The organism is Nocardia sp. NRRL WC-3656, from assembly GCF_000720265.1.
Classification (GTDB): domain Bacteria; phylum Actinomycetota; class Actinomycetes; order Mycobacteriales; family Mycobacteriaceae; genus Nocardia; species Nocardia nova.
Genome location: NZ_JOJF01000048.1, coordinates 1 through 22,336, shown reverse-complemented (window position 1 = coordinate 22,336; position 22,336 = coordinate 1). Strand labels below are relative to the sequence as shown.

General features: G+C 68.1%; 17 protein-coding genes. 8 read left to right on the top strand and 9 right to left on the bottom strand.

Translation table 11 applies throughout. The features are described from left to right. Nucleotides 1-645: 645 nt before the first annotated feature. Nucleotides 646-2,277, top strand: a complete 1,632-nt coding sequence (locus IG65_RS0132680) for a GMC family oxidoreductase (RefSeq protein WP_030518806.1) — start codon at nucleotides 646-648, stop codon at nucleotides 2,275-2,277. Next, nucleotides 2,274-3,773, top strand: coding sequence for an aldehyde dehydrogenase family protein (locus IG65_RS0132675; protein WP_030518805.1), 1,500 nt, complete (start codon nucleotides 2,274-2,276; stop codon nucleotides 3,771-3,773). Before IG65_RS0132680 ends, IG65_RS0132675 begins: the two co-directional genes overlap by 4 nt. A gap of 73 nt (nucleotides 3,774-3,846) precedes the next feature. On the opposite strand, the gene IG65_RS0132670 is transcribed toward IG65_RS0132675, so the two are convergent. The 4 genes from IG65_RS0132670 to aceA form a co-directional block, all read right to left on the bottom strand. After that, on the bottom strand, nucleotides 3,847-4,044 hold the full coding sequence (locus IG65_RS0132670) for an antitoxin (protein ID WP_051757293.1): 198 nt from the start codon (nucleotides 4,042-4,044) through the stop codon (nucleotides 3,847-3,849). 132 nt (nucleotides 4,045-4,176) lie between these two features. Then, nucleotides 4,177-6,504 (bottom strand): 5-methyltetrahydropteroyltriglutamate--homocysteine S-methyltransferase, encoded by a 2,328-nt coding sequence (gene metE, locus IG65_RS0132665; RefSeq protein ID WP_030518803.1) that lies wholly within the window; start codon nucleotides 6,502-6,504, stop codon nucleotides 4,177-4,179. Nucleotides 6,505-6,698: 194 nt separating this feature from the next. Continuing rightward, complete coding sequence (locus IG65_RS0132660; protein ID WP_030518802.1) at nucleotides 6,699-7,568, bottom strand: 3-hydroxybutyryl-CoA dehydrogenase; 870 nt, start codon at nucleotides 7,566-7,568, stop codon at nucleotides 6,699-6,701. A 197-nt stretch (nucleotides 7,569-7,765) separates the two neighbouring features. Then, complete coding sequence (gene aceA, locus IG65_RS0132655; protein ID WP_030518801.1) at nucleotides 7,766-9,058, bottom strand: isocitrate lyase; 1,293 nt, start codon at nucleotides 9,056-9,058, stop codon at nucleotides 7,766-7,768. 503 nt (nucleotides 9,059-9,561) lie between these two features. Here aceA and IG65_RS0132650 point away from each other — a divergent pair. Beyond that, complete coding sequence (locus IG65_RS0132650) at nucleotides 9,562-10,707, top strand: lipase family protein (protein WP_030518800.1); 1,146 nt, start codon at nucleotides 9,562-9,564, stop codon at nucleotides 10,705-10,707. Nucleotides 10,708-10,824: 117 nt separating this feature from the next. After that, nucleotides 10,825-11,910, top strand: a complete 1,086-nt coding sequence (locus IG65_RS0132645; protein WP_369801637.1) for an XdhC family protein — start codon at nucleotides 10,825-10,827, stop codon at nucleotides 11,908-11,910. Nucleotides 11,911-11,926: 16 nt separating this feature from the next. Here IG65_RS0132645 and IG65_RS0132640 read toward each other — a convergent pair whose 3' ends face one another. The 5 genes from IG65_RS0132640 to IG65_RS39465 all read right to left on the bottom strand — a co-directional run bounded on the left by IG65_RS0132640 (nucleotide 11,927) and on the right by IG65_RS39465 (nucleotide 16,678). After that, entirely contained in the window at nucleotides 11,927-12,523 is a 597-nt protein-coding gene (locus IG65_RS0132640; RefSeq protein WP_030518798.1) for a UbiA family prenyltransferase, read from the bottom strand. A 210-nt stretch (nucleotides 12,524-12,733) separates the two neighbouring features. Beyond that, entirely contained in the window at nucleotides 12,734-13,687 is a 954-nt protein-coding gene (locus IG65_RS0132635; protein WP_030518807.1) for a hexose kinase, read from the bottom strand. Further along, the gene (locus IG65_RS0132630) at nucleotides 13,675-14,832 is read right to left on the bottom strand and encodes an N-acetylglucosamine-6-phosphate deacetylase (protein WP_030518797.1); all 1,158 of its coding nucleotides are present in this window, start codon (nucleotides 14,830-14,832) and stop codon (nucleotides 13,675-13,677) included. Before IG65_RS0132630 ends, IG65_RS0132635 begins: the two co-directional genes overlap by 13 nt. Further along, nucleotides 14,829-15,752, bottom strand: coding sequence for an ROK family protein (locus IG65_RS39470; protein ID WP_030518796.1), 924 nt, complete (start codon nucleotides 15,750-15,752; stop codon nucleotides 14,829-14,831). The genes IG65_RS0132630 and IG65_RS39470 overlap by 4 nt, the downstream gene beginning before the upstream one ends. Next, entirely contained in the window at nucleotides 15,749-16,678 is a 930-nt protein-coding gene (locus IG65_RS39465) for an SIS domain-containing protein (RefSeq protein WP_051757294.1), read from the bottom strand. Before IG65_RS39465 ends, IG65_RS39470 begins: the two co-directional genes overlap by 4 nt. Nucleotides 16,679-16,850: 172 nt before the next feature. Here IG65_RS39465 and IG65_RS0132615 point away from each other — a divergent pair, with 172 nt between their 5' ends. From IG65_RS0132615 to IG65_RS0132600, 4 genes are all read left to right on the top strand, one after another. After that, on the top strand, nucleotides 16,851-18,095 hold the full coding sequence (locus tag IG65_RS0132615; protein ID WP_063833848.1) for an extracellular solute-binding protein: 1,245 nt from the start codon (nucleotides 16,851-16,853) through the stop codon (nucleotides 18,093-18,095). Then, nucleotides 18,092-18,988 (top strand): carbohydrate ABC transporter permease, encoded by an 897-nt coding sequence (locus IG65_RS0132610; RefSeq protein WP_030518793.1) that lies wholly within the window; start codon nucleotides 18,092-18,094, stop codon nucleotides 18,986-18,988. Before IG65_RS0132615 ends, IG65_RS0132610 begins: the two co-directional genes overlap by 4 nt. Beyond that, the gene (locus tag IG65_RS0132605; RefSeq protein WP_030518792.1) at nucleotides 18,985-19,836 is read left to right on the top strand and encodes a carbohydrate ABC transporter permease; all 852 of its coding nucleotides are present in this window, start codon (nucleotides 18,985-18,987) and stop codon (nucleotides 19,834-19,836) included. Before IG65_RS0132610 ends, IG65_RS0132605 begins: the two co-directional genes overlap by 4 nt. A 316-nt stretch (nucleotides 19,837-20,152) precedes the next feature. Then, nucleotides 20,153-22,336: DNA-directed RNA polymerase subunit beta (locus IG65_RS0132600; RefSeq protein ID WP_081879918.1), on the top strand; the 2,184-nt coding region annotated here is incomplete at its 3' end.

The following is a 22,336-nucleotide window of genomic DNA, read 5'->3' as shown; positions in this document are numbered from 1 at the left end:
TCTTTTGAAGGATCACGCGGTGACCACCCTCTATCCGGCTACGACACGCTCAGACATTTGCTGGCGTCCGGTCGTACACCATCCTGCTGGACTCAACCACTCGCGACATGTCCGACGGGCCCGTGCGCACCGCCCCGGCCGCGCCGAGAGATCCGTCGCCGGCCACGGCGCGCACCCCGTGGGAACGAACCACCCATCACGGTCCTCCTGCCGTTCGCCGCCATACCCGCGCGACCGTCTTCGCGCCGGGCATCGACGCCATCCCCGGTTCGCGGGTCCGGCCGAATCCTACGTGCCGTGATCCGGACACGCCCAGGCTCACGAATGCCGGGCACCCGCTCAGGAGCCGGCCGCATCACGGCGGAGCAGGTGGCGAGCGACCGCCACGCGGCCGTCAGGCGCGGAGTAATCCGTAATCGCCTGTGTACCTTCATATTCGGCGGAAGCACTGCACTGCGTGTGCGCCCCGCCCGGACCCGCCTGCCCCGGCCGCGATTCGCTACCTCCGAACTCCGCTCCCGACCGCCGCACACAGCGTAAGGTCGACCCTGGAACCGGGTCCGGGACGGTCTCTGCCGCTATAATCGCAGGTCGGCCCCGTCCGGATCCGTGTCGGTGTTCGGCAACCGTGCTGGAGGTCCTCGCGTGCCCGACCGTGAATCGTTCGACTACATCATCATCGGAGCGGGGAGCGCGGGCTGCGTCCTCGCCCATCGCCTCACCGAGGACCCCCAGGTCTCGGTCCTGCTGCTGGAGGCCGGTCCCGACGACCGGGCCGACGAGATCAAGATACCGGCGGCGTGGGGGAAATTGATTCGCACCCAATGGGATTGGCGCTACGAGACCACACCGCAGAAACATCTCGGCGGCCGGCGCGCGTACTGGCCGCGGATGAAGGCGCTGGGTGGATGCTCGTCGATGAACGCGATGATCTTCATCCGCGGCAACCGCGCCGACTACGACGGCTGGCGGCGCGACTTCGGCGCGGTCGGCTGGAGCTACGAGGACGTCCTGCCCTATTTCCTGCGGTCGGAGACCAATACCGGCCTGCGTTCGCCGTATCACGGCACCGACGGCCCGCTGCACGTCGAGAACCGCCGCTACACCCACGAACTGACCGACGCCTGGATCGCCGCGGCCGCGGCCGCGGGCATTGCCCGCACCGACGATTTCAACGGCGCGACGCAGGAGGGCGTGGGCAGCTACCAGGTCACCCATCGCAACGGCCGCCGCTGGTCCACCGCCGACGGCTATCTGCGCCCGGCGCTGGACCGGCCGAACCTGACCGTGCGGACCGAGGCGCACGCCACCGCGCTGGTGCTCGACGGGACCCGCGCGGTCGGCGTGACCTATCGCCGCCACGGCAGCGAGCACACCGTGCATGCCGAGGCCGAGGTGCTGCTCTCCGGCGGTGCGGTCAATTCGCCGCAGCTGCTCATGCTCTCCGGTATCGGGCCCGCGGCGCATCTGCGCGAACTGGGCATCGATGTGGTGGTGGACCTGCCCGGCGTCGGCGAGAATCTGCACGACCACCCGGTGACCCCCATCCTGTGGCGCACCCGCGGCGTCTCCGATCTCGCCGATTTCGAGACCCCGTTGCGGCTCGCGCAGTGGCAGGCGCTCGGCCGCGGGCCGCTGACCTCCAATGTCGGCGAGGGCGGCGGATTCGTGCGCACCCGCGAGGGACTCGAAGGTCCCGACATTCAATACCACGTCGCGCCGACGGCGTTCTACGACAACGGTTTTCACGAGAACATCGCGCCGATGTTCACCGCCGGGCCGACGCTGGTCGACGTGCACAGCCGCGGGCGGCTGCGGTTGCGGTCGGCCGATCCGCTGTGGAAGCCGGATATCGATCCGGCCTACTTCTCCGACCCGCGCGATGCGGATGCCCTGCTCGCGGGCTGCCGGCAACTGCTCGAGATCGCGCGGCAGCAGCCGCTGGCCGCCCATCTCGACAGTTCCTACCTGCCCGAACGCGCCGACCGGATCGACGAGGACGGCTGGCGGGCGCACATCGCACGCTGGACCCAGACGCTGTTCCACCCGGTCGGCACGTGCGCCATGGGCAGCGGCGAGACCGCGGTGGTCGACCCGGAACTGCGCGTCCAGGGTGTCAGCGGACTGCGCGTGGTCGACGCCTCGGTGATGCCCCGCATCGTCCGCGGCAACACCAATGCGCCGACCGTCATGATCGGCGAGAAGGCGGCCGATCTGATCCGCGGCCGCACCCCGTCGTCCAGCACCGGCACCGCTACGAAGGAGGCCACCCGATGACGACCGTGAACGAGATCGGTGAGATCGATACGCACGCCACCTTCGATGTGCACGATCCCGGTACCGGCGAGGTGGTGGGCACCTACCCCATCCACACCGAGGCCGATATCGAGGCGGCGGTGGCCCGCGCCCGCACGGCATACGAGTGGTGGTCGGGCCTCGACTACGGCGAGCGGGCCCGGCGTCTGGCCGGATTCGCGGGACTGCTGGCCCGCCGGATGCGGCAGCTGGCCGCGGTGATGCACGACGAGACCGGCAAGCCGTATTCCGATGCCGCGCTCGAGGTGGCGCTGAGCCTCGACCATCTGAAGTGGGCGGGCCGCAACGCTCCGAAGGTGCTGGGCCGCAAGAGCGCTCGGGTGGGGCTGCTCACGATCAATCAGGCGGCGTCGGTGGAGTACAAGCCGCTCGGCGTCATCGGCGTGATCGGCCCCTGGAACTATCCGGTGTTCACGCCGCTGGGTTCGATCGTGTACGCGCTGGCGGCGGGTAATGCCGTGGTGTTCAAACCCAGCGAGTACTCCCCCGGCGTCGGCCGCTGGCTGGTCGACATGTTCGCCGAGGTCGTGCCGGAACAGCCGGTGCTGCAACTGATCACGGGCGAGGGGGCGACCGGTGCGGCGCTGTGCCGATCGGGCGTGGACAAGATCGCCTTCACCGGCTCGACGGCGACAGCCAAGAAGGTGATGGCCGCCTGCGCCGAGAGCCTCACACCGCTGGTCGCCGAATGCGGCGGCAAGGATGTGCTGCTCGTCGACGCCGACGCCGATCTGAACGCGGCGGCCGACGCCGCGCTGTGGGCCGGAATGGCCAATGCCGGCCAGTCCTGTATCGGCACCGAACGGGTCTACGTCCACGAGCACGTCTACGACACCTTCCTCGAAACCTTGGTGACGAAGGCGAAACAGCAACGCGCGGGCAATGATCCGGGCGCCAAGATCGGCCCCATCACGATGCCGAAGCAACTCGACGTGATCCGCCGCCACATCGAGGACGCCGTCGCGCGCGGCGGCCGGGCACTGACCGGCGGCGCCGACACCATCGTCGGACAGGTGGTGCAGCCCACCGTGCTGGTCGACGTGCCCGAGGACGCCCCGGCCGTGACCGAGGAAACCTTCGGGCCCACCCTCACCGTCGCGAAGGTGCCCGATATGGACACCGCGATCGCCCGCGCCAACGACAGCCGCTACGGCCTGTCCGCAGCGGTGTTCTCGAAGGCGCGCGGGCGGGAACTGGCCGACCGGCTGCGTACCGGAATGGTCAGCGTCAACGCCGTTTTCACGTTCCCGCAGATTCCGTCGCTGCCCTTCGGCGGTGTCGGCGACTCCGGCTTCGGCCGCATCCACGGCCCCGACGGATTGCGTGAATTCACCTACGCCCACGCCGTCGCGCGGCAGCGCTTCCCCTCGCTGCTCGCCCTGACGACCTTCGACCGCACGCAGAAGGCCGACGACACCATGGCGACTCTGATGGCGCTGCTGTTCGGCCGGCACTGATTCGCACAGCACGAAGGCCACGTCCGGCACGAAGCCGGGCGTGGCCTTCGCCCGTGTACCACCTGTGCGTGGTCTACTTCTCGGTCTGCTCGTGCAGCGCCTTCTTCGCGGCCTGCTGCGCGGCGTCGACCTGCTTTTCGAACTTGCCGCCGGTCTGCTTGTCGACCAGATCGCCGACCTTGTCGATCACCGGGTCGAGTTTGTCGGCATTCTTGGCCGCCAGGTCGGCCGCCTTGCCGGCGGCATCCTTGAGCTGGTCGAACATACCCATGAGCGGTTCTCCTGATCTCGAAACAGTAGTCGTAGGCTAACGCACTCGGGGCGAGCGAATCTCCGGCAACAGCTGTGAGTTTCGCCCGGGTGGCGAACCACCCGGGCGATGCGGATTGCGCAGCGGCAGGACCTATTCGGCCGCTTCGGCGCGACGCCGCACCCGGCGGGCGGCGGCGACCATATTGCGCAGCGAAGGATCCAGCTGCCAGTAGTGGCGGGTCTTCAAACCGCCGTCCGGATTCGCCCACAGCCGCTGCGGTGTCACGGCTTCGGCTGCGGCGGTGAGCAATTCGTCGATCTCGTCGATATCCGGAATCCGCGCCGAACGGCTCTCGTACACACCCGGTCCCACGCCGTGGCTCAGGCCTTGCCCTTCCTCGACATCCTCGGTCAGCGCCTTGAGCACCCATTCCAGCGAGCGGGTCGCGACGATGGCGGTGACGTCGGCGTCGAGTTCCTCGATGGCACGCACGATTTCGGAGCGGGCCGAATAGGCGATGTGGGTGTGGATCTGGGTGTCGGGCCGAACCCCGGAGGTCGCCAGCCGGAACGCGTTGACCGCCCAGCGCAGATATTCGGTGCGCCCGTCCGGTCGCAGCGGCAGCAACTCGCGGACCGCCGGTTCGTCGACCTGGATGATCGCCACGCCGGCCTTCTCGAGATCGGCCAGTTCGTCGCGGATCGCGAGCGCCACCTGATCGGCGGTCTCGTACAGCGGCTGGTCCTGGCGCACGAACGAGCGCGCCACCATCGTCACCGGACCGGTCACGATGCCCTTCACCGGCTTGTCGGTGAGCGACTGCGCGTAGGTGATCCACTCCACCGACATCGGCTTCGGCCGCGACACGTCGCCGTAGATGATCGGCGGCCGCACACACCGTGATCCGTACACCTGCACCCAGCCGAAGTGGGTGGTCGCGAAACCGTCGAGCAGTTCGGCGAAGTACTGGATCATGTCGTTGCGTTCGTGCTCACCGTGCACGAACACGTCGAGGCCGATGTCCTCCTGCAGGCGGATGGTCGACTCGATCTCGGCCTCGATCCGCTTGCGGTACTCCTCGTAGGACAGCCGGCCTTCGCCCAGGTCGTAGCGGGCCTGGCGCACCGCGTCGGTCTGCGGGAAGGAGCCGAGCGTGGTCGCCGGAACCAGCGGCAGATTCAGCCGCTCCCGTTGCGCCTTCGCGCGCACCTCGTACGGTTCGCGCTCGCGCATCTGCGGCGTGACGGCGTAAACCCGTTGCCGCACAGCGTGTTTCTGCTTGAAGTGCACCGACGTCGGGCGCTTCGCCCACTTCGCCGCGGTCTCGCCCCCTTCCCCGCCCCGATGCACTTCGGTCAATGCCTTCGCCAGCGAAACAACCTCGAGCACTTTCTGTTTCGCGAATGCGAGGCGGTCGGCGACATTGCCCTCGATGTCGTATTCGACCAGTAGGTCGTAGGGCACGTGCAGCAGCGTGGTCCCGGTGGACACGACGAGGTCCGGGCACACCTTCGACAGCGCGTTGAGGTATTCGAGGGTGACCAGCCGGTCGGCACGCCAGACGTTGGTGCCGCTGATCACGCCGGCGTAGAGCCGCTTGCGCCGGATTCCGGGAATCTCGGCGAGTTCCTCGGGCCGGGTGCGGTGGCTGGCCAGGTCGAGCCCGATCGCCTCCACCGCGGTACCCGCCAGAATCCGCACGGCCTCACCGAAATCGCCGTACTGGCCGGTGACGAGGATGCGCGGACGCAGCGCGGCCGTCGACAGTCGCTGGTAGGCGCGCTCGAACGCGGCCAATTCCTCCGGCGTGCGCTCACTGGTGAAGCACGGCTCGTCGAACTGCACACAGGTGGAACCGCGCTTGGCCAGGATCTCGAGCAGTTGCTCGTAGACCGGCAGCAGCTTGTCCAGCAGGGTCAGCTTGTCGAATTCGGTCTCGCCCGGCACCTGCCCGGCCTTCGACAGCAACAGCAGCGACAGCGGGCCCAGCACCACCGGCCGCAGTTCGATACCGCGGTCCATCGCCCGGTCCCACTCCTCCAGCAAAGCCTCGGGATGCAGCGAGAATTCGGTATCGGCGTCGAGTTCGGGCTGACGGTAGTGGTAGTTGGTGCCGAACAGGCGAACCAGCTCCAACGGCGGCAGATCCGGCCGGCCGCGCGCCATCAGGAAGTAGAAGTCGAGCGGGTGCAACTCCTCGCGATACGGCTCGAACCGCTTCGGCACCGCGCCGAACAGCAGCGCGTTGTCGAGGATGTGGTCGTAGAAGGAGAAGGTGTTACCGGGTACCTGCGTCAGTCCGGTCGCGGCCAGCTCGGAGAACTGCGTGTCCTGGATGTCGCGCCCCACCGCGAGCAACTCCTCGCGCGAGAGGGTGCCGTGCCAGTAGGACTCCAGTGCACGCTTGAGCTCCCGGTGCGGACCGATCCGCGGATAACCCAGGATGCTCGATCCGAAACCGTCGGTGACGTTGACCATGAGCGGGACTCCCTTTCGAGCTGCGGTCGAGGACCTTCTCCGCAGCCTATGCCTGTGTTGGTTGGCCTACGCTTCGCTCCGGCGGGTTCGCGGCGCTCAGGGCTCGTCGTTCGGGCACCGCCGCATGCTCCTCCGTCGCCTACGCAAGCGGCACCCGAACGACGAGCCGGCCGGCTGTCCGAGAAGCCCGATCGTCAGCGGTTGTACTGGTAGAAGCCGGCCCCCGTCTTCTTACCGAGCAGCCCGGCCTCCACCATGCGCATCAGCAGCGGCGGCGCCGAGTAGAGCGGCTCCTTGAATTCGGCGTACATGGAGTCGGCGATCGACTTCACGGTGTCGAGGCCCACCAGGTCGGTCAGGGCGAGCGGGCCCATGGGGTGGGCACAGCCGAGCACCATCGCCTTGTCGACGTCTTCCTTGGTGGCGAAGCCGGATTCGACCATGCGGATGGCCGAGAGCAGGTACGGCACGAGCAGCGCGTTGACGACGAAGCCGGAGCGGTCGGCGGAGCGCACGACCTGCTTGCCGAGGACCTCACCCGCGAAGGCTTCGGCGCGCGCGGAAACGGCTTCGCTGGTCTTGAGGGTGGTCACGAGCTCGACGAGCGGCAGCACCGGCACCGGGTTGAAGAAGTGCATGCCCACGACCCGCTCGGGGTTGTTGGTGGCGACGGCGATCTTCATGATCGGAATCGAGGAGGTGTTGGAGGCCAGCACGGCGTCGGGGTCGGTGACGACCTTGTCGAGTTCGCTGAAGATCGCGGTCTTGACGTCTTCGCTCTCCACGACGGCCTCGACGACCAACTGCCGGTCGGCGAAGTCACCGAGGTCGGAGGTGAACCGCAGCCGCCAGGCGGCCTGTTCGCGCTCGCGCTCGGTGATCTTGCCGCTGCTCACACCGCGATCCAGCGATCGCAGGATGCGGGCGCGGCCGGCGGCGGCCAGTTCCCGGGTCTGTTCGAACACGAGCACATCGACATGCGCCCGGGCGCAGACCTCGGCGATTCCGGCGCCCATCTGTCCAGCGCCGATGACTCCGACGCGTTGAATCTTCTCGCTGCTCACGTCCCGCTCCTGCTGGTTGTGTGGCGGTGGCTTGGTTAATTGTGATGTTAAGAAAAAGCCCTCCCCGCCGGGGCTGTTCGACGGGAAGGGCTGCGGGCGCTCGTTGCAGGAGTGCCCAATTCTGGTGGTGAGGTGAACCGGCGACAGCTGCCGCCGGTTCAGGTCACCGTCGCCCGGGACGGGCGACCGGGTTCAGCTCAGTGGAACTGGCCCTCTTCGGTGGAGCCCTTCAGGGCCGCCGTCGAGGTGTTCGGGTCCACGGTGGTGGCGATGGTGTCGAAGTAGCCGGCACCGACCTCACGCTGGTGCTTGATGGCGGTGAAGCCACGCTCGGCGGCAGCCTTGAACTCGCGCTCCTGCAGGTCGACGAAGGCGGTCATACCCTCGCGGGCGTAACCGTAGGCCAGGTCGAAGGCCGCGTAGTTGAGCGAGTGGAAGCCCGCCAGGGTGATGAACTGGAACTTGAAGCCCATCGCCGCCAGCTCGCGCTGGAACTTCGCGATGGTGGCGTCGTCCAGGTGCGCCTTCCAGTTGAAGGACGGCGAGCAGTTGTAGGCCAGCAGCTGGTCCGGGAACTCGGACTTGACGCCCTCGGCGAACTTGCGAGCGACCTCCAGGTCCGGAATACCGGTCTCCATCCAGATCAGGTCGGAGTAGGGGGCGTAGGCCTTGGCACGCGCGATGCAGGGCTCGATGCCGTTCTTGACGTGGTAGAAGCCCTCGGCGGTGCGCTCACCGGTGATGAACGGACGGTCGCGCTCGTCGACGTCGGAGGTGATCAGGGTGGCGGCCTCGGCATCGGTGCGGGCGATGACGACGGTCGGGGTGTCGGCGACGTCGGCGGCCAGGCGAGCCGAGGTCAGGGTGCGGATGTGCTGCTGGGTGGGGATCAGCACCTTGCCACCGAGGTGGCCGCACTTCTTCTCCGACGCCAGCTGGTCCTCCCAGTGGGTACCGGCGGCACCCGCGGCGATCATGGCCTTCTGCAGCTCGTAGACGTTCAGCGCGCCACCGAAGCCGGCCTCACCGTCGGCGACGATCGGCACGACCCAGTTGTCGACCGAGGTGTCGCCCTCGACCTTGGCGATCTCGTCGGCGCGCAGCAGCGCGTTGTTGATGCGGCGCACGACCGACGGCACCGAGTTGGCCGGGTACAGCGACTGGTCGGGGTAGGTGTGGCCGGACAGGTTCGCGTCACCGGCGACCTGCCAACCGGACAGGTAGATGGCCTTCAGGCCGGCACGCACGGCCTGCACGGCCTGGTTACCGGTCAGAGCGCCGAGCGAGTGGATGTACTCGCCCTCGGCGTTGACGCCCTCCCACAGCAGCTCCGCACCCCGGCGGGCAAGCGTGTGCTCCTCGACGACATTGCCCTGCAGCTGCACGACCTGCTCGGCCGTGTACTCGCGGGTGATGCCCTTCCAGCGCGGGTTGGTGTCCCAGTCCTTCTGGATCTCCGCAGCGGTCTTCGGGGTGCCGACGTTCGACATCTGATGACTCCACTTCTTCGTTCGGTCTCGATTGCCCCGCTCGCCGAACATCCGCGCCGACTACGGGTCGCGATGTCCGAACTCTGCTGGAGCGGCAATTTGCAGGGTTGCTATGCCCATCGGGTGTACTTCCACACGATGGCACAACTAAAAATTGCCGTCTACCTGTTGCAAGTGTGAATCTAGGCTAGCTTTGCGGGGGTCTTTGCTAAGTCTGCAAAATTTGCCTGTTAATTGCACGCCCCACTTCTACTGGCGAGTAGGCCTGACATGCGGTTTTACGTAACGCCCGTACTGTTTCAGTGAGCCTTACCACCGCGGCGATTCGGGAGCACGCATTGCCGACTGTGAGGACCTTCACAAGCGCGGGCGGCTGCCCTCGGTGTGCGCCGCGCCACTCCCGGCTCCGTACGATTCGGACATACCTCGGCGGCTCGGACGAGCGGCTGCGACACTGCTCGTCGTGCCCCGGGGGCCTGCACCGGAACCCGGAAAGGAACACGATGCGCACACTGTGGACCGCGGTCGCGGGCGTCGCCTGCTCTCTGGCACTGGCCGCGACGGCCGCCGTGATCGAGGCGCCCGGCGCCGCGGCAGACACGCCGGCGGTGCAATCGGTGGAGCCGCTGTCCGCGGCGGCGACGCTGCCCGGCTCCGTGGATTCCCAGCGCATCCTCTATACGACGAGCACGGTCGGGAATCAGCCGACGGTCGCGAGCGCCGCGGTGTATTTTCCGCCGGGCCCGGCTCCGGCCGGCGGCTGGCCGGTCGTCGCGTGGGCGCACGGCACGGTCGGCCTCGGCGACAGTTGCGCCTACAGCATCGCCGGCCCCGGCGCCGTGGATCGGGACTGGGCGTATCTGGGCACCTGGCTGAAGCAGGGCTACGCGATCGTGGCCGCCGATTACGCCGGCCTCGGCACCCCCGGCGATCACCCGTATCTCAACGGCGTCGTCGAGGCGCACAACGTGGTGGACGCCGTGCGGGCGGCTGTCGGCCACTACTCGCAGCTGTCGCGCGAATGGGTCGTGGTCGGCCAGTCGCAGGGTGGCGGCGCGGCGATGTTCACCGCGCGCTACGCGACCGAGTTCGGTGGCCCCGACCTCGACTACCGGGGCGGCGTCGGCACCGGCGTACCGGCCTATATCGAGGACATCCTGATGCCGCTGGGCCCGGGCATCCCGCCGGTGAAGCTGAGCCCGCACACCACCGGATACGTTCTCTACATCCTGAACGGCCTGCGCACCACGTTCCCGGAACTCGGCATCGAGTCCTTCCTGACCGACTCCGGCCGGAACTTGCTCGACCGCGCGAAGGACGAATGTCTCACACCCCTCGGTGACGATCTGGCCGCCGCGGGCGTGGTGATCGGCGATCTGTTCACCCGCCCGTTGTCGCAGATTCCGAATCTGCAGGGTTTGCTGTCCGGCTACCTCGGTTTGCCCGAAACCGGTTACGACAGGCCGATTTTCATGGGCCAGGGCCTGCGCGACACCGATGTGATCACCCCGGAGACACTGCGCTACGCGGCGGTTCTGACCGCCAACCGGCAGCCGCTGACCTTCCGGATCTATCCCACCGATCACGACGGCACGGTGAACGCCTCACTGGTCGATTCGTTGCCGTTCGTTCGCGGCCTGTTCGCCTGACGGTACAACTCGGTCGGTTATTCGGTTGTGCTATCTCACAGCCGGATTCCCGCGCCGATCGGTGCCCGTCGGGGAATTCCCATCGCCGACACGACGCCGCGCACGGGAGCGGTTATCGTGGCCCTCACGTGTGACGATCTGGCGACGGGACGCGACGACCGGCGGGCCCGCCCACTCGCGCACGCTGATCGGGAGCATGTGATGCGTGACATCGTCGAGGACCTGCTACGGGTCTGGCACAGCGGCCGCACAGGCGGCCTGGCAACCCTGGTCCGCACCTTCGGAAGCTCCCCCTTACCGGTGGGCTCGGCGATGCTCGTCGACCCCGACGGCGGTGTGCACGGATCGGTCTCCGACGGCTGCTACGAGGCCGCCGTCTACGAGGCCGCGGTGGAGGCCGCGCGCACCGGCCACCGGGAGCTGCGGCGCTTCGACGCGACCTCCGGATTCGATGTGAGCGCGGAATGCGGAACCATCGACGTGTTCGTAGAACCGTTCTCCCGCAACGACTTTCCGGAATTCGCGGCGGTGGCCGGGGATATCGCGCGGCACAAGCCCGTCACGGTGTTCACCGTCGTGTGGCACAACGACCCGGAGGTGATCGGCCAGCATCTGGTCACCGACCGCCGGCACAACACCGAGCTGGTGTCGCTGCCGGAATCGGATGTGTTCGTCTCGTCCCACACCGCGCCGCCGCGACTGATCATCTTCGGCGCCAATACCTTCGCCGCCGCCTTGACGACCCAGGGCCGGCTGCTCGGCTACCGCGTGACCATCTGCGATCCGCGCGAGGCCTTCGCCGTGCCCGCCTCGTTCCCGGGTGCGGAAGTGGTGGTGGACTGGCCGCACCGCTATCTCAACGCCCAGGCCGGTATCGGGGCCATCGACCGCACCACCGCGATCGTCGCCGCGACCCAGGACCCGAAATTCGAGATCCCCCTGCTCACCGTCGCGCTGCGCCTACCCGAGCTGGGCTATCTGGGCGCGCTCGGCTCGCATTCGGCGCACGACCATCGGCTCGAGGCATTGCAGGCCGGCGGATTCGGCGCCGACACGCTGGCCCGGTTGCACGCGCCGGCGGGCTTCGACGTCGGTGCCCGCACCCCGATGGAACATGCCGTGGCGATCGCCGCCGAACTGCTCGCGGTGCGGTCCGCGGGTTCGAGGCGGACCCCGGCACACGCCACCGCCGCCGCCTCCTGATCGTCCGGGGCCGACCCTAGGGTTCGAACCAGTCTCGGGCCGAACGTCGCAGCAGCAGCCCGGCGACCAGCACGGAGACCACGGGCCCGAGCCAGCCGGGCGGGCGGCCCACGACGATCGAGGGCACCGTCCACAGTGCGTTGAGCACCGCGAGCAGAACCGCGCTGATCCGGATGCTCGCGCCGACGGCGCCGAAGGCCAGGGCGACCGCGCCCAATATCCAGCTGGCGACGAACGACAGCCCGGTGATCAGCGCGACATGCCACCCGGACACCCAGCCCGCGGTGACGGTGCAGCCGACGCCGACCACGGCCAGGCCGAGCGCGAGGACCTGCGCCGCGCGAACCGTGAAAGGCATCCGGGGGATCGGTACGTCGTCGACAGGGGTTGCGGCGCCGGGCTCCGAGACGGAGTCGGACTCACGGGCGGGATCGGACTTACGGGCGGGATCGGACTCACGGGCGGCGTCGGACTTACGGGCGAGGTCGGACTCACGGGCGGCGTCGGACTCACGGGCGAGGTCGGGCTCGAGCGCCGGGTCCGTGGCAGGCGCGAGGTCGCGGCCGGTGACCGGCTCGGGAGCGGCAGCGGGGTCTGGTGCGGGGTCGGGCATCAGCTCACCTCTTCCGGAAACTCCGGTTCGACGATCCTCTGGTTCGGCGATCCGAGGCACCGAGCATCGGCCCACGGCACGCAGACAACGACAAGCCCGGTTCGCAATGTACCGCCCGCCACCGCCGCGGTCACCGCACGGACGCGGCGCGGCGCAATCCCCCTCGGCCCGAGCCGCCCCGGGGCCCGAGGCAACGCCGCACCGGAAGGGTCAGCGGTCGCCGACCGGATCGGCCAGCTTCTCGACCACGACCTCCGCGAGCACCCGCTGCCGCAGCGACAGGTCGATCTCGCCGGCCACGGCCATCACCACCGCCGCGGCCGAGGTGGCAACCGCATCGGCGAGTATCGCGGGCCACTCCGGCCGGTCGGGTCCGGCCAGCGCGGCGATCACCGCGGCGGCCGCGGCATCACCGGCCCCCGTCGGATTGCCGCACAACGGCTCGGGCAGAACAGCCGACCACGCGCCGTCCGGTGTCACCGCGACCATGCCGTCGGAGCCCCGCGTCGCGATCACCGCTCCCGCGCCGGCGCCCACCAGCGCGGCGGCCGCCGCGGCCACCTCCTCGGTCGTGGCCGGGCGCGCCCCGGTCAGTCCCGCGAGTTCGTCGAGATCCGGCATGAGGATCACCCCCGGCACCCGGGCGGCGGCTTCGAGGGCGAGACCGTCCACATCGCAGATCACCGGAACCCCGGCGCCGAGTCCGATGCGGGCCAGGTCGGCGGGTAGCGACGCGCGCACGCCGCCGGGCAGTGATCCGGAGACGACGATGCCACCGGCCTCACCGGCCAGCCCCCGCAATCGCACCAGCAGTTGATCCACCGCATCGGGATTGGTGAGTCGCGCCCCCGGCTCCCACAGCGAGGTCGCCGAGCCGTCGTGACTGTCGCTGATCACGACGGTGCGCCGCACCCACGGCAGTGCGTGCACGAAGTCCACCGGCAGTTCTCGTTCGGCGGCGGCGGAAAACGTATGATCGGCGAAACCCGTTGCGCGCGAATATTTCCCGATCTGATTGAGCACCCGGGTGACATTGATGCCCTTACCGCCGACACGCTGCTCGACCGACGAAACCCGATGCGCCCGTCCGGGTTCGAAGTTCTCGACCCGATAGGTCATATCGTAGGCCGGGTTCAGCGTCACGGTGAGGATCACCTCAACCACTGTCCTCGTCGCAGCACCGCGCGCAACTCCAGATCCGAATCGACCACCAGCACATCGGCGAACATCCCGGGCCGCAGATCACCGACGGCCGTCGCGCCGATCGCGGCCGCCGGCGTCGTCGCCGCCGCGCGCACCGCGTCGACCAGATCCACACCGCATTCGTGCACCGCCCAGCGCAGGCACCGCAATTGCGTCGCGGTTCCGCCGGCCAGGGCGCCGCTCGGCACCCGCGCCACCCCCGCTTCCACATGGACGGCCTGCGGGCCGAGGCGGTAGTCACCGTCGGGCAGACCGGCCGCCTGCATGGCATCGGTCACCAGCGCCACGCGGTGCCGCGCCGTCGCGAAAACCAATGCCCCGAAACCGGATTCGATGTGCACCCCGTCTCCGATCAATTCGACCACCACATCACCGGCGGCCGCACCCACCAGTGCGGCGGCGACCGCGCCGGGCGCGCGATGGTGCAGCGGCGCCATCGTATTGGCGAGATGCGTGACCAGAGCACCGGATCCGTTGGGCGCCAACGCATCTCGGAACTGTTCGTAACCGGCGTCGGTATGGCCGAGCGCCACCACCACGCCGTGTTCGCCGAGCTGCGCCGCGGCGGCGGCGAATCCCGGGCGTTCGGGCGCGAGCGTCATCACGCGCAGATGTCCGTCCGCGGCCTCGAGCAGCCGCCGGATCAGTCCGGGATCGGGATCGCGGAGATAGCGGGGATCCTGCGCACCACAGCGCATTTCGGAAAGGAACGGACCTTCGACGTGAATTCCGGCGATCTCACCGCTGGTGGCCACCTCGCGCAGGGCCGCGACCTGGGCCACCATCGTGTCGGGCGCGGCGGTCACGATGCTCGCCAGCACCGTCGTGGCGCCCTGCCGATGGTGATAGCGCGCCGCCGCGCGCGCCTGTTCCGGATCGGTGGTGTCGAATCGGTGGCCGTATCCGCCGTGGTTGTGGATGTCGACCAGGCCGGGCAGCAAGGTCCCGAGATGCGGCGGCGGTTCGGCGCCCCGGTTGCCGAACGTCCATTGCGCGAGGGGCCGCACCGCCTCGATGCGACCGTCCAGCACCTCGAGCACCGCATCGTCGACGACCCCGGCCGAGGTGACCACGCCGCCGCGAAGCACCGGCTGTCCATCGTTCATTCGAGGACCTCCAGCCGGGCATACCGTGCCGCGCCCACCAATCCGGCCCGCGCACCGAACGCACCCGTGACGACCTGCGGAACCGGCGCCACTCGCACCAGCCGCTCCAGACGCGCGCGCAGTCCCTCGCTCAGCACCGGCCCGGCGCCCGCCAGCCCGCCACCGAGCACGATGCGCTGCGGGCAGACCGCGTGCACGACCCCCAGGAGTCCGTCGGCCAGCGCGGCGATCGCGTCGTCGACCACGGCCCGGGCGTGCGCATCGTCCGGCAGAGCCGCGAAAACCGCTTCGGCGCCGTCGATGTCGCGGCCGGTGCGCTCGCGGTAGGCCCGCATGATGGACGGACCGGAGGCCACGGTTTCCACGCACCCGATATTTCCGCAGGAGCAGCGTCGCCCGTCGTGCCGCACCGGGATATGCCCGTATTCACCGGCCTGCCCGGCGCCACCGCGCACGAGCCGCCCTCCCACGGCCAGTGCCCCGCTGATTCCGGTGCCGAGATTCACCACCAGCACATCTTCGGCGCCGCGTCCGGCGCCCAGGCGCCACTCCGCCCAGCCGGCCAGGATCACATCGTGTTCGATCAGTACCGGAAATCCCCACCGGTCCTGCAATCGACCGCCCACCGACACATCTCGCCAGCCGATATTGCTGCTGAACACCGCCAGCGACCGTGCGGCGTCCACGATGCCCGGCAATCCGATCGCCCCGCGACGCAGGCCGGCCCGTGTCTCGTCGGAGACCTCGGCCAGCAATCGGTCGCCCAGCGCGGCCATGGCGTCGAAGGCCCGCTCACCGCGCGGGGTGGGCACCGTCGCTGCGGCCTCGACCCGGCCGGCGGAGTCGCTGATCTCCGCCTTGATCGTGGTTCCACCGACATCCATGGCGAGGACCGGACCGAGCTCCCTCGCTTCGGTCATCGCAGGATCACCGATCGCCGCAGCCCGCGCGGATGGTCGGGATCCAGTCCCAGATCCGCGGACCGCAGCAGGCACAGCCGATGCACGCGCACGAGATCGGCCATCGGATCGACATCGCGATATTCGACATGCGCTCCGGTAGCGGCGATGTCCTCGCGCAGCCCGGCGGCGACGGGCCCCAGCGCCCACACCGCACGACCCGGTGCCGCGATACTGATGGGACCGTGCCGATATTCGGTCGCGAGATACCCTTCCGCCCAGGCCCGGCAGGATTCCCGCAATTTCAACCCCGCCTCCTCGGCCAGCGCCGCGGCGAAACCCATTCCCACGAAAGTGATCTGCTCCGCATGGCGGACGGCGGCCGGCACACTCGACTCGGCGGCCTCGTCCAGGACCGCGCGAGCCTGTTCGATCGCCGGCGCCAGATCCTCCCCCAGATGCCACCGCAGTATCGCGAGAGCCGTTGTCGCGAAGCGGGTTTGGACCACCGAACGCTCGTCGACCGCGTCGATGAGGATCGGGTCGGCGAGCTCGAGTACCGGCGTCCCCGGACTGGAGCAGATCACGGTGCGCGCCACCGTGGCGGGCATCGCCCGCATCGCGTCGACCACCTCGGTGGTGGTACCGGAACGGCAGATCACCAGATAGCGGTCGTAATCGCGGCCACCGCGCACCGCACTCGCCGGCCACGCGTCGGTGAGACCGTGGCCGGCCGATTCCCGGAGTTCGGCGATCGCGCACGCCATGAAGTAGGAGGTGCCGCAGCCCACGACCGCCACCCGCTCGCCGGGGCTCGGCAGCAGCGTTCGGTGCTCTGCCGCGACCGCCGCGGCCCATGCCCAGTCGTCGGGCTGGGTGGCCACCTCGGCGGCCAGATGGGGCCGGGGCGGATGCGTGCGATCCGAGCTCTCGGTGGAGGGCGGCACGGTCTCAGAATCGGACCGCGATTCGATCATGTCAACTTTCCCGCGAATCGTCCCGCGCGACCACCGCCCCGGTTAGATTCGGACGGGCCGGACCGGTCCCTACCCTCCGGCATCCGCCGATGTCCCGCGAATGCCGCAGGTGACGGTTGTACGAAGGGGAAGGTTGACGCTGGTGTCCGGTCGGCCGCGCGGTGCGTTCGCGATCGCCGCGCTTCTCGTCGTGCTGTCGGTGACCGTCGCCGCCTGCGGCTTCCGTGGCCGCAGCACCGACGATTCCGATCCCGGCGCACTGGCACTGCTGGTGCCCGCCTACAGCGACGCGACGCGCGCGGAGTGGGCTGCGATCATCGCGGGCTTCCGCGCACAGAATCCGCAGATCACGATCCATCTTCAGGTCGAATCGTGGGATTCGATCAACGAGGTGGTCCGCACCGATCTGCAGTCGGTGACGACCACACCCGACATTCTCGGCATAGACGCCTACTCCGCCTACGCGACCGACGACATGCTCTATCCGGCCACCGACATCGCCGACCCGGCGGTCCTGCACGACATCGACCCCGGCTTCGCCCGCAACGCCTCGATCGGCGGAACCCAATGGGCGCTACCGCTGTTCGCCTCGACGCGCACGCTGTTCTACAACACGGATCTGTTCGCCCGCGCCGGCATCGCCGCCCCGCCGCGGACCTGGTCCGAGTTGCGCGAGGACGCGCATCGCATCCAGGCCCTCGGCGGCGGCATCTCCGGTTACGGCCTGCCGCTGGGCAGTGAGGAGGCGCAGGGCGAGACGTCGATCTGGACGTTCGGCGCCGGCGGCAGCTGGTCCGACGGCGCGACCCTCACCGTCGACACCGACGCCAACCGCGAAGGGGTGCGGGCGATGTCGGACCTGGCCGCGGCGGGCGACACCCAGCCGAATCCGGGCTCCACCGATCGCAAGGAAGTGATCAACGCGTTCGTCCAGGGCCGGATCGGCATGATCGAAGGTCTGCCGCCGGTATTGGGCATGATCGACCGGCAGAATCCGGCGTTGCGTTACGCCACCGCACCCTCACCGACGAAATCCGGCGCGCCCGTCACCCTCGGCGTCGCCGACCACTTGATGGCGTTCCGTAAACACGGCAACAAGCAGGCCGCGATACGGCAGTTCCTGAACTACTTCTATTCGCCCGCGGTCTACTCGGAATTCGTGCGGGCGGAGCACTTCATCCCGATCACCACCTCCGGAGCTCGCGCGCTCGCCCACGATCCGGTGACCGAAACCTTCGCCGCCACCCTGCCGGTCGCCCGCTTCTATCCCTCCGCCGATCCGAAATGGGCCGCGGTTCAGGGCGCGATCCGCCAGCAGATGGGCACGGTGGCACAGGGCGCGGACCCGGCGGAGGTCCTGCGCCGCATCGCGCGGGCGGCGGAATGAGCAGCCCACGCGGCCGCACCGGATCCGCGATCCGCGCCCTGCCGTGGATCGGCCCGGTGATCATCCTGATCGCCGCGGTGGTCGCATTTCCCGCCGGATACATGCTCTGGACCAGCACCCGCGATCTCAGCCCCTACGGTCGCGATCGCGGCTTCGCCGGGACGGCCAACTTCCGCCGGCTGTTCGGCATCGAGGAACTCGGCAGCGTCCTCGCCCACACCGTCGTCTGGGTGGTCGCCGTCGTGCTGATCACCCTGGTGGTCTCGGCGGCACTGGCGCAATTTCTCGCTCTCGACTTTCCCGGCCGTACCCTGATCCGGCTGGCGATCCTGGTGCCGTGGGCGGCCTCGGTGGTCATGACCACGAGTGTGTTCGCCTATCTGCTGGATCCGGAGGTGGGCCTCGCCAATCGCCTCCTGGTCGATATCGGTGTGCTCGATCGGGGTTTCGGGTTCACCAAGGAGCCGGGATCGGCCTTCGCGGTGGCGATCGCGGTCGCGGTCTTCGTGTCGATCCCGTTCACCACCTATACGATTCTGGCCGGGCTGCAATCGATTCCGGTGGAAGTGGGCGAGGCGGGCCGGGTGGACGGCGCATCGGCGTGGCAACGTTACCGATATCTGACGCTGCCGCAGCTACGTCCGGCGATCGCGGTCGCCACCGTCGTCAACATCATCAACGTCTTCAATTCGCTGCCGATCCTGCAGGTGCTGACGGGCAGTATCGCCGGATTCTCCGCCGACACCACAACCACGTTGACCTACAAGCTGATTCGGCAGAATCAGCAGCTGGCCACCGCCGCCGCGATGAGTGTGCTGAACTTCGCGCTGATCGCCGTGATCATCGCGGTCTACGTGAAACTGGTCCGGCCGACCGCGGAAGCCGGCGCATGACCACCCGCGAACGCGCCGTGCGGAAACCGAAGCGGCGCTGGGGACTGACCGCGGCCGGTGTCGTGATCGCGGCGGTGTTTCTCGTCCCGTATCTCGTGATGGTGCTCGGATCGCTGAAACCCCGGTCGGAGATCCTGCGCATTCCGCCGGCCTATCTGCCGGATCGGTGGCGGCCCGCGAACTACGCCGATATGTGGCATACCCCGGAAACGCCGCTGCCGTTCAATATCGTCAGCACCCTGGCCATCTCGGTGCTCGCGACACTGCTCGTGCTGGCCGTGGCCGTGCCGGCCGCGTATTACACTGCGCGACGGCACTTTCCGGGACGGGCCGCCTTTCTCGGCGCGGTGCTCGTCACTCAGATGCTGCAGCCGACGGTACTGGTGACGGGCCTGATCCGGGAGTTCTTCGCCGTCGGCATCAACGACACCTGGTTCGCGATGATTCTGGTGAACGCGGCGTTCAACCTCTCGTTCGCGGTGTGGATCCTGCACAGTTTCTTCGCCTCGATTCCGGTGCAGATCGAGGAGGCCGCGCAACTCGACGGACTGTCCCGCCCGCATATTCTGCTGCGAATCAGCCTGCCGCTGGTATGGCCCGGAATTGTCACCGCGACGATTTTCGTCTTCGTCTCCTGCTGGAACGAATTCGCGGCGAGCCTGGTGGTGCTGACCACTCCGGAAAATCAACCGCTCGCGGTGGCGCTGACGAAATTCGTCGGCCAATACGACACCGCCTGGCAATTCGTGTTCGCCATCTCCACCGTCGGCATCGTGCCGGTTGTCGTACTGTTCGCCCTCATCGAGAAGCGGCTGGTCGCGGGCCTGACCGCGGGCAGCGTGAAGTGATCGCCACGACACGCCGATCCTGGCGACAATCGACTTGACGAATCGCATATACGGCTGCCATTATTGAAGTGGGAAGACACCGATAATGCGGTGTCTTATTCTTGTCGCGCTCTCGACAACCTTCTCTTTGCGGTGTACTTTGGGACCTCCCGCAGCCCGGATGCCCGCCAACTCTCGAAATACGAAACAGCCGTGGACAGTGATGCAATCTGCGCGTCACCGACCATCGGCTCGGCCGAGGCATGTTCGGACGACATCCGGTGCGGATTTGTGCATACAGCCCCTACAGGACAAGCAGATCTCGTGCCGGTCACCCATGTCGTGGCCGCGCGCGGTGCTGGAAGGACGCGCCTTGACAATCCCGAAACGACTCTCGTTCGCGAAACTCACCGAGCCCCTGGAAATTCCGGGGCTGCTCGAGGTTCAGACCGATTCGTTCGCCTGGCTGGTCGGAGCGCCCGAGTGGCAACGGCGCGCGGCCGCGCGCGGCAATGACTCGATGGGCGGGCTCGCCGAGGTGCTGGCCGAGGTCAGCCCCATCGAGGACTTCTCCGAAACGATGTCGCTCACACTCTCCGATCCGCGCCTCGAAGAGGTCAAGGCCTCGATCGAGGAGTGCAAGGACAAGGACATGACCTACGCGGCGCCGTTGTTCGTGACCGCGGAGTTCGTCAACAACAACACCGGTGAGATCAAGTCGCAGACGGTCTTCATGGGTGATTTCCCGATGATGACCGACAAGGGCACGTTCATCGTCAACGGCACCGAGCGCGTGGTCGTATCGCAGTTGGTGCGTTCGCCGGGTGTGTATTTCGACGAGTCCATCGACAAGGGCACGGAGAAGACGCTGTATTCGGCGCGGGTGATTCCGTCGCGCGGTGCGTGGCTGGAGTTCGATGTCGACAAGCGCGACACCGTGGGTGTGCGGATCGACCGCAAGCGTCGTCAGCCGGTCACCGTCCTGCTCAAGGCGCTGGGCTGGAGCAGCGAACGGATCGCCGAACGCTTCGGATTCTCCGAGATCATGACCACCTCACTGGCCAAGGACAACACCGCCAACACCGACGAGGCGCTGCTCGACATCCACCGCAAGCTGCGCCCGGGCGAGCCGCCGACCAAGGAGTCCGCGCAGAACCTGCTGGAGAACCTGTTCTTCCGGGACAACCGCTACGACCTCGGCGCGGTCGGCCGGTACAAGATCAACAAGAAGCTCGGGGTGCACGGGGGCCGCACGGGTGGTCCGCGCGTTCTGACCGAGGACGATATCGTCACCATCATCGAATACCTGTTGCGTTTGCGCGCAGGCGATTCCACGATGACCGCGGCCGGTGGGCCGGAAGTTCCGGTCGAGGTCGACGATATCGATCACTTCGGCAACCGGCGGGTCCGCACGGTCGGCGAGTTGATCCAGAATCAGATCCGCATCGGGCTCTCGCGGATGGAGCGGGTGGTCCGGGAACGGATGACCACGCAGGACGTCGAGGCCATCACTCCGCAGACCCTGATCAACATCCGCCCGATCACGGCGGCGGTCCGCGAGTTCTTCGGCAGTTCACAGCTCTCGCAGTTCCTGGACGAACGCAATCCACTGGCGAGTCTGACCAACAAGCGCCGACTCTCGGCGCTGGGGCCCGGCGGCCTGAGCCGCGAGCGCGCCGGCCTGGAGGTTCGCGATGTGCACTACAGCCACTACGGCCGGATGTGCCCGATCGAGACGCCCGAAGGGCCGAGTATCGGCCTGATCGGCTACCTCTCGGTGTACGCGCGGGTCAATCCGTTCGGTTTCATCGAGACTCCGTACCGCCGGGTGGTCGACGGCGCCGTCACCGACGAGGTCGACTATCTGACCGCCGACGAGGAGGACCGGCACGTCGTCGCCCAGGCCAATGAACCGCTCGATGCCGGAGGCCGCTTCGTCGCCGCACGAATCCCGGTGCGGCGCAAGAATTCCGAGGTCGAGCTCGTCGATTCGAATCTGATCGACTATATGGATGTCTCCCCGCGCCAGATGGTGTCGGTCGCGACCGCGATGATTCCGTTCCTCGAGCACGACGACGCCAACCGCGCCCTGATGGGTGCGAACATGCAGAAGCAGGCGGTTCCGTTGCTGCGCACCGAAGCGCCGCTGGTCGGCACCGGCATGGAGCGACGGGCCGCCGTCGACGCCGGAGATCTGATCGTCAACGAGAAATCCGGTGTGGTGGAGGAAGTTTCGGCCGATTACATCACCGTCGCGCACGACGACGGGACGCGGCGCAGCTACCGGCTCCGGAAGTACTCGCGCACCAATCAGGGCACCTGCGTCAACCAGCGTCCGATCGTGGACGAAGGGCAGCGGGTGGTCGGCGGGGACGTCCTCGCCGACGGTCCGGCCACCGAGAACGGTGAGATGGCGTTGGGGAAGAACCTGTTGGTGGCGATCATGCCGTGGGAGGGTCACAACTACGAGGACGCGATCATCCTGTCGCAGCGTCTCGTGGAGGAGGACGTGCTGACCTCG

What these genes read in the sequence shown, in the direction of transcription:
- IG65_RS0132605 (WP_030518792.1), top strand. Translation starts at nt 18,985, where the DNA reads ATGACCACCCGCGAACGCGCCGTGCGGAAACCGAAGCGGCGCTGGGGA.
- IG65_RS0132675 (WP_030518805.1), top strand. Translation starts at nt 2,274, where the DNA reads ATGACGACCGTGAACGAGATCGGTGAGATCGATACGCACGCCACCTTC.
- metE (WP_030518803.1), bottom strand. Translation starts at nt 6,504, where the DNA reads ATGGTCAACGTCACCGACGGTTTCGGATCGAGCATCCTGGGTTATCCG.
- IG65_RS0132650 (WP_030518800.1), top strand. Translation starts at nt 9,562, where the DNA reads ATGCGCACACTGTGGACCGCGGTCGCGGGCGTCGCCTGCTCTCTGGCA.
- IG65_RS0132640 (WP_030518798.1), bottom strand. Translation starts at nt 12,523, where the DNA reads ATGCCCGACCCCGCACCAGACCCCGCTGCCGCTCCCGAGCCGGTCACC.
- IG65_RS0132670 (WP_051757293.1), bottom strand. Translation starts at nt 4,044, where the DNA reads ATGGGTATGTTCGACCAGCTCAAGGATGCCGCCGGCAAGGCGGCCGAC.
- IG65_RS39470 (WP_030518796.1), bottom strand. Translation starts at nt 15,752, where the DNA reads ATGACCGAAGCGAGGGAGCTCGGTCCGGTCCTCGCCATGGATGTCGGT.
- aceA (WP_030518801.1), bottom strand. Translation starts at nt 9,058, where the DNA reads ATGTCGAACGTCGGCACCCCGAAGACCGCTGCGGAGATCCAGAAGGAC.
- IG65_RS0132630 (WP_030518797.1), bottom strand. Translation starts at nt 14,832, where the DNA reads ATGAACGATGGACAGCCGGTGCTTCGCGGCGGCGTGGTCACCTCGGCC.
- IG65_RS0132610 (WP_030518793.1), top strand. Translation starts at nt 18,092, where the DNA reads ATGAGCAGCCCACGCGGCCGCACCGGATCCGCGATCCGCGCCCTGCCG.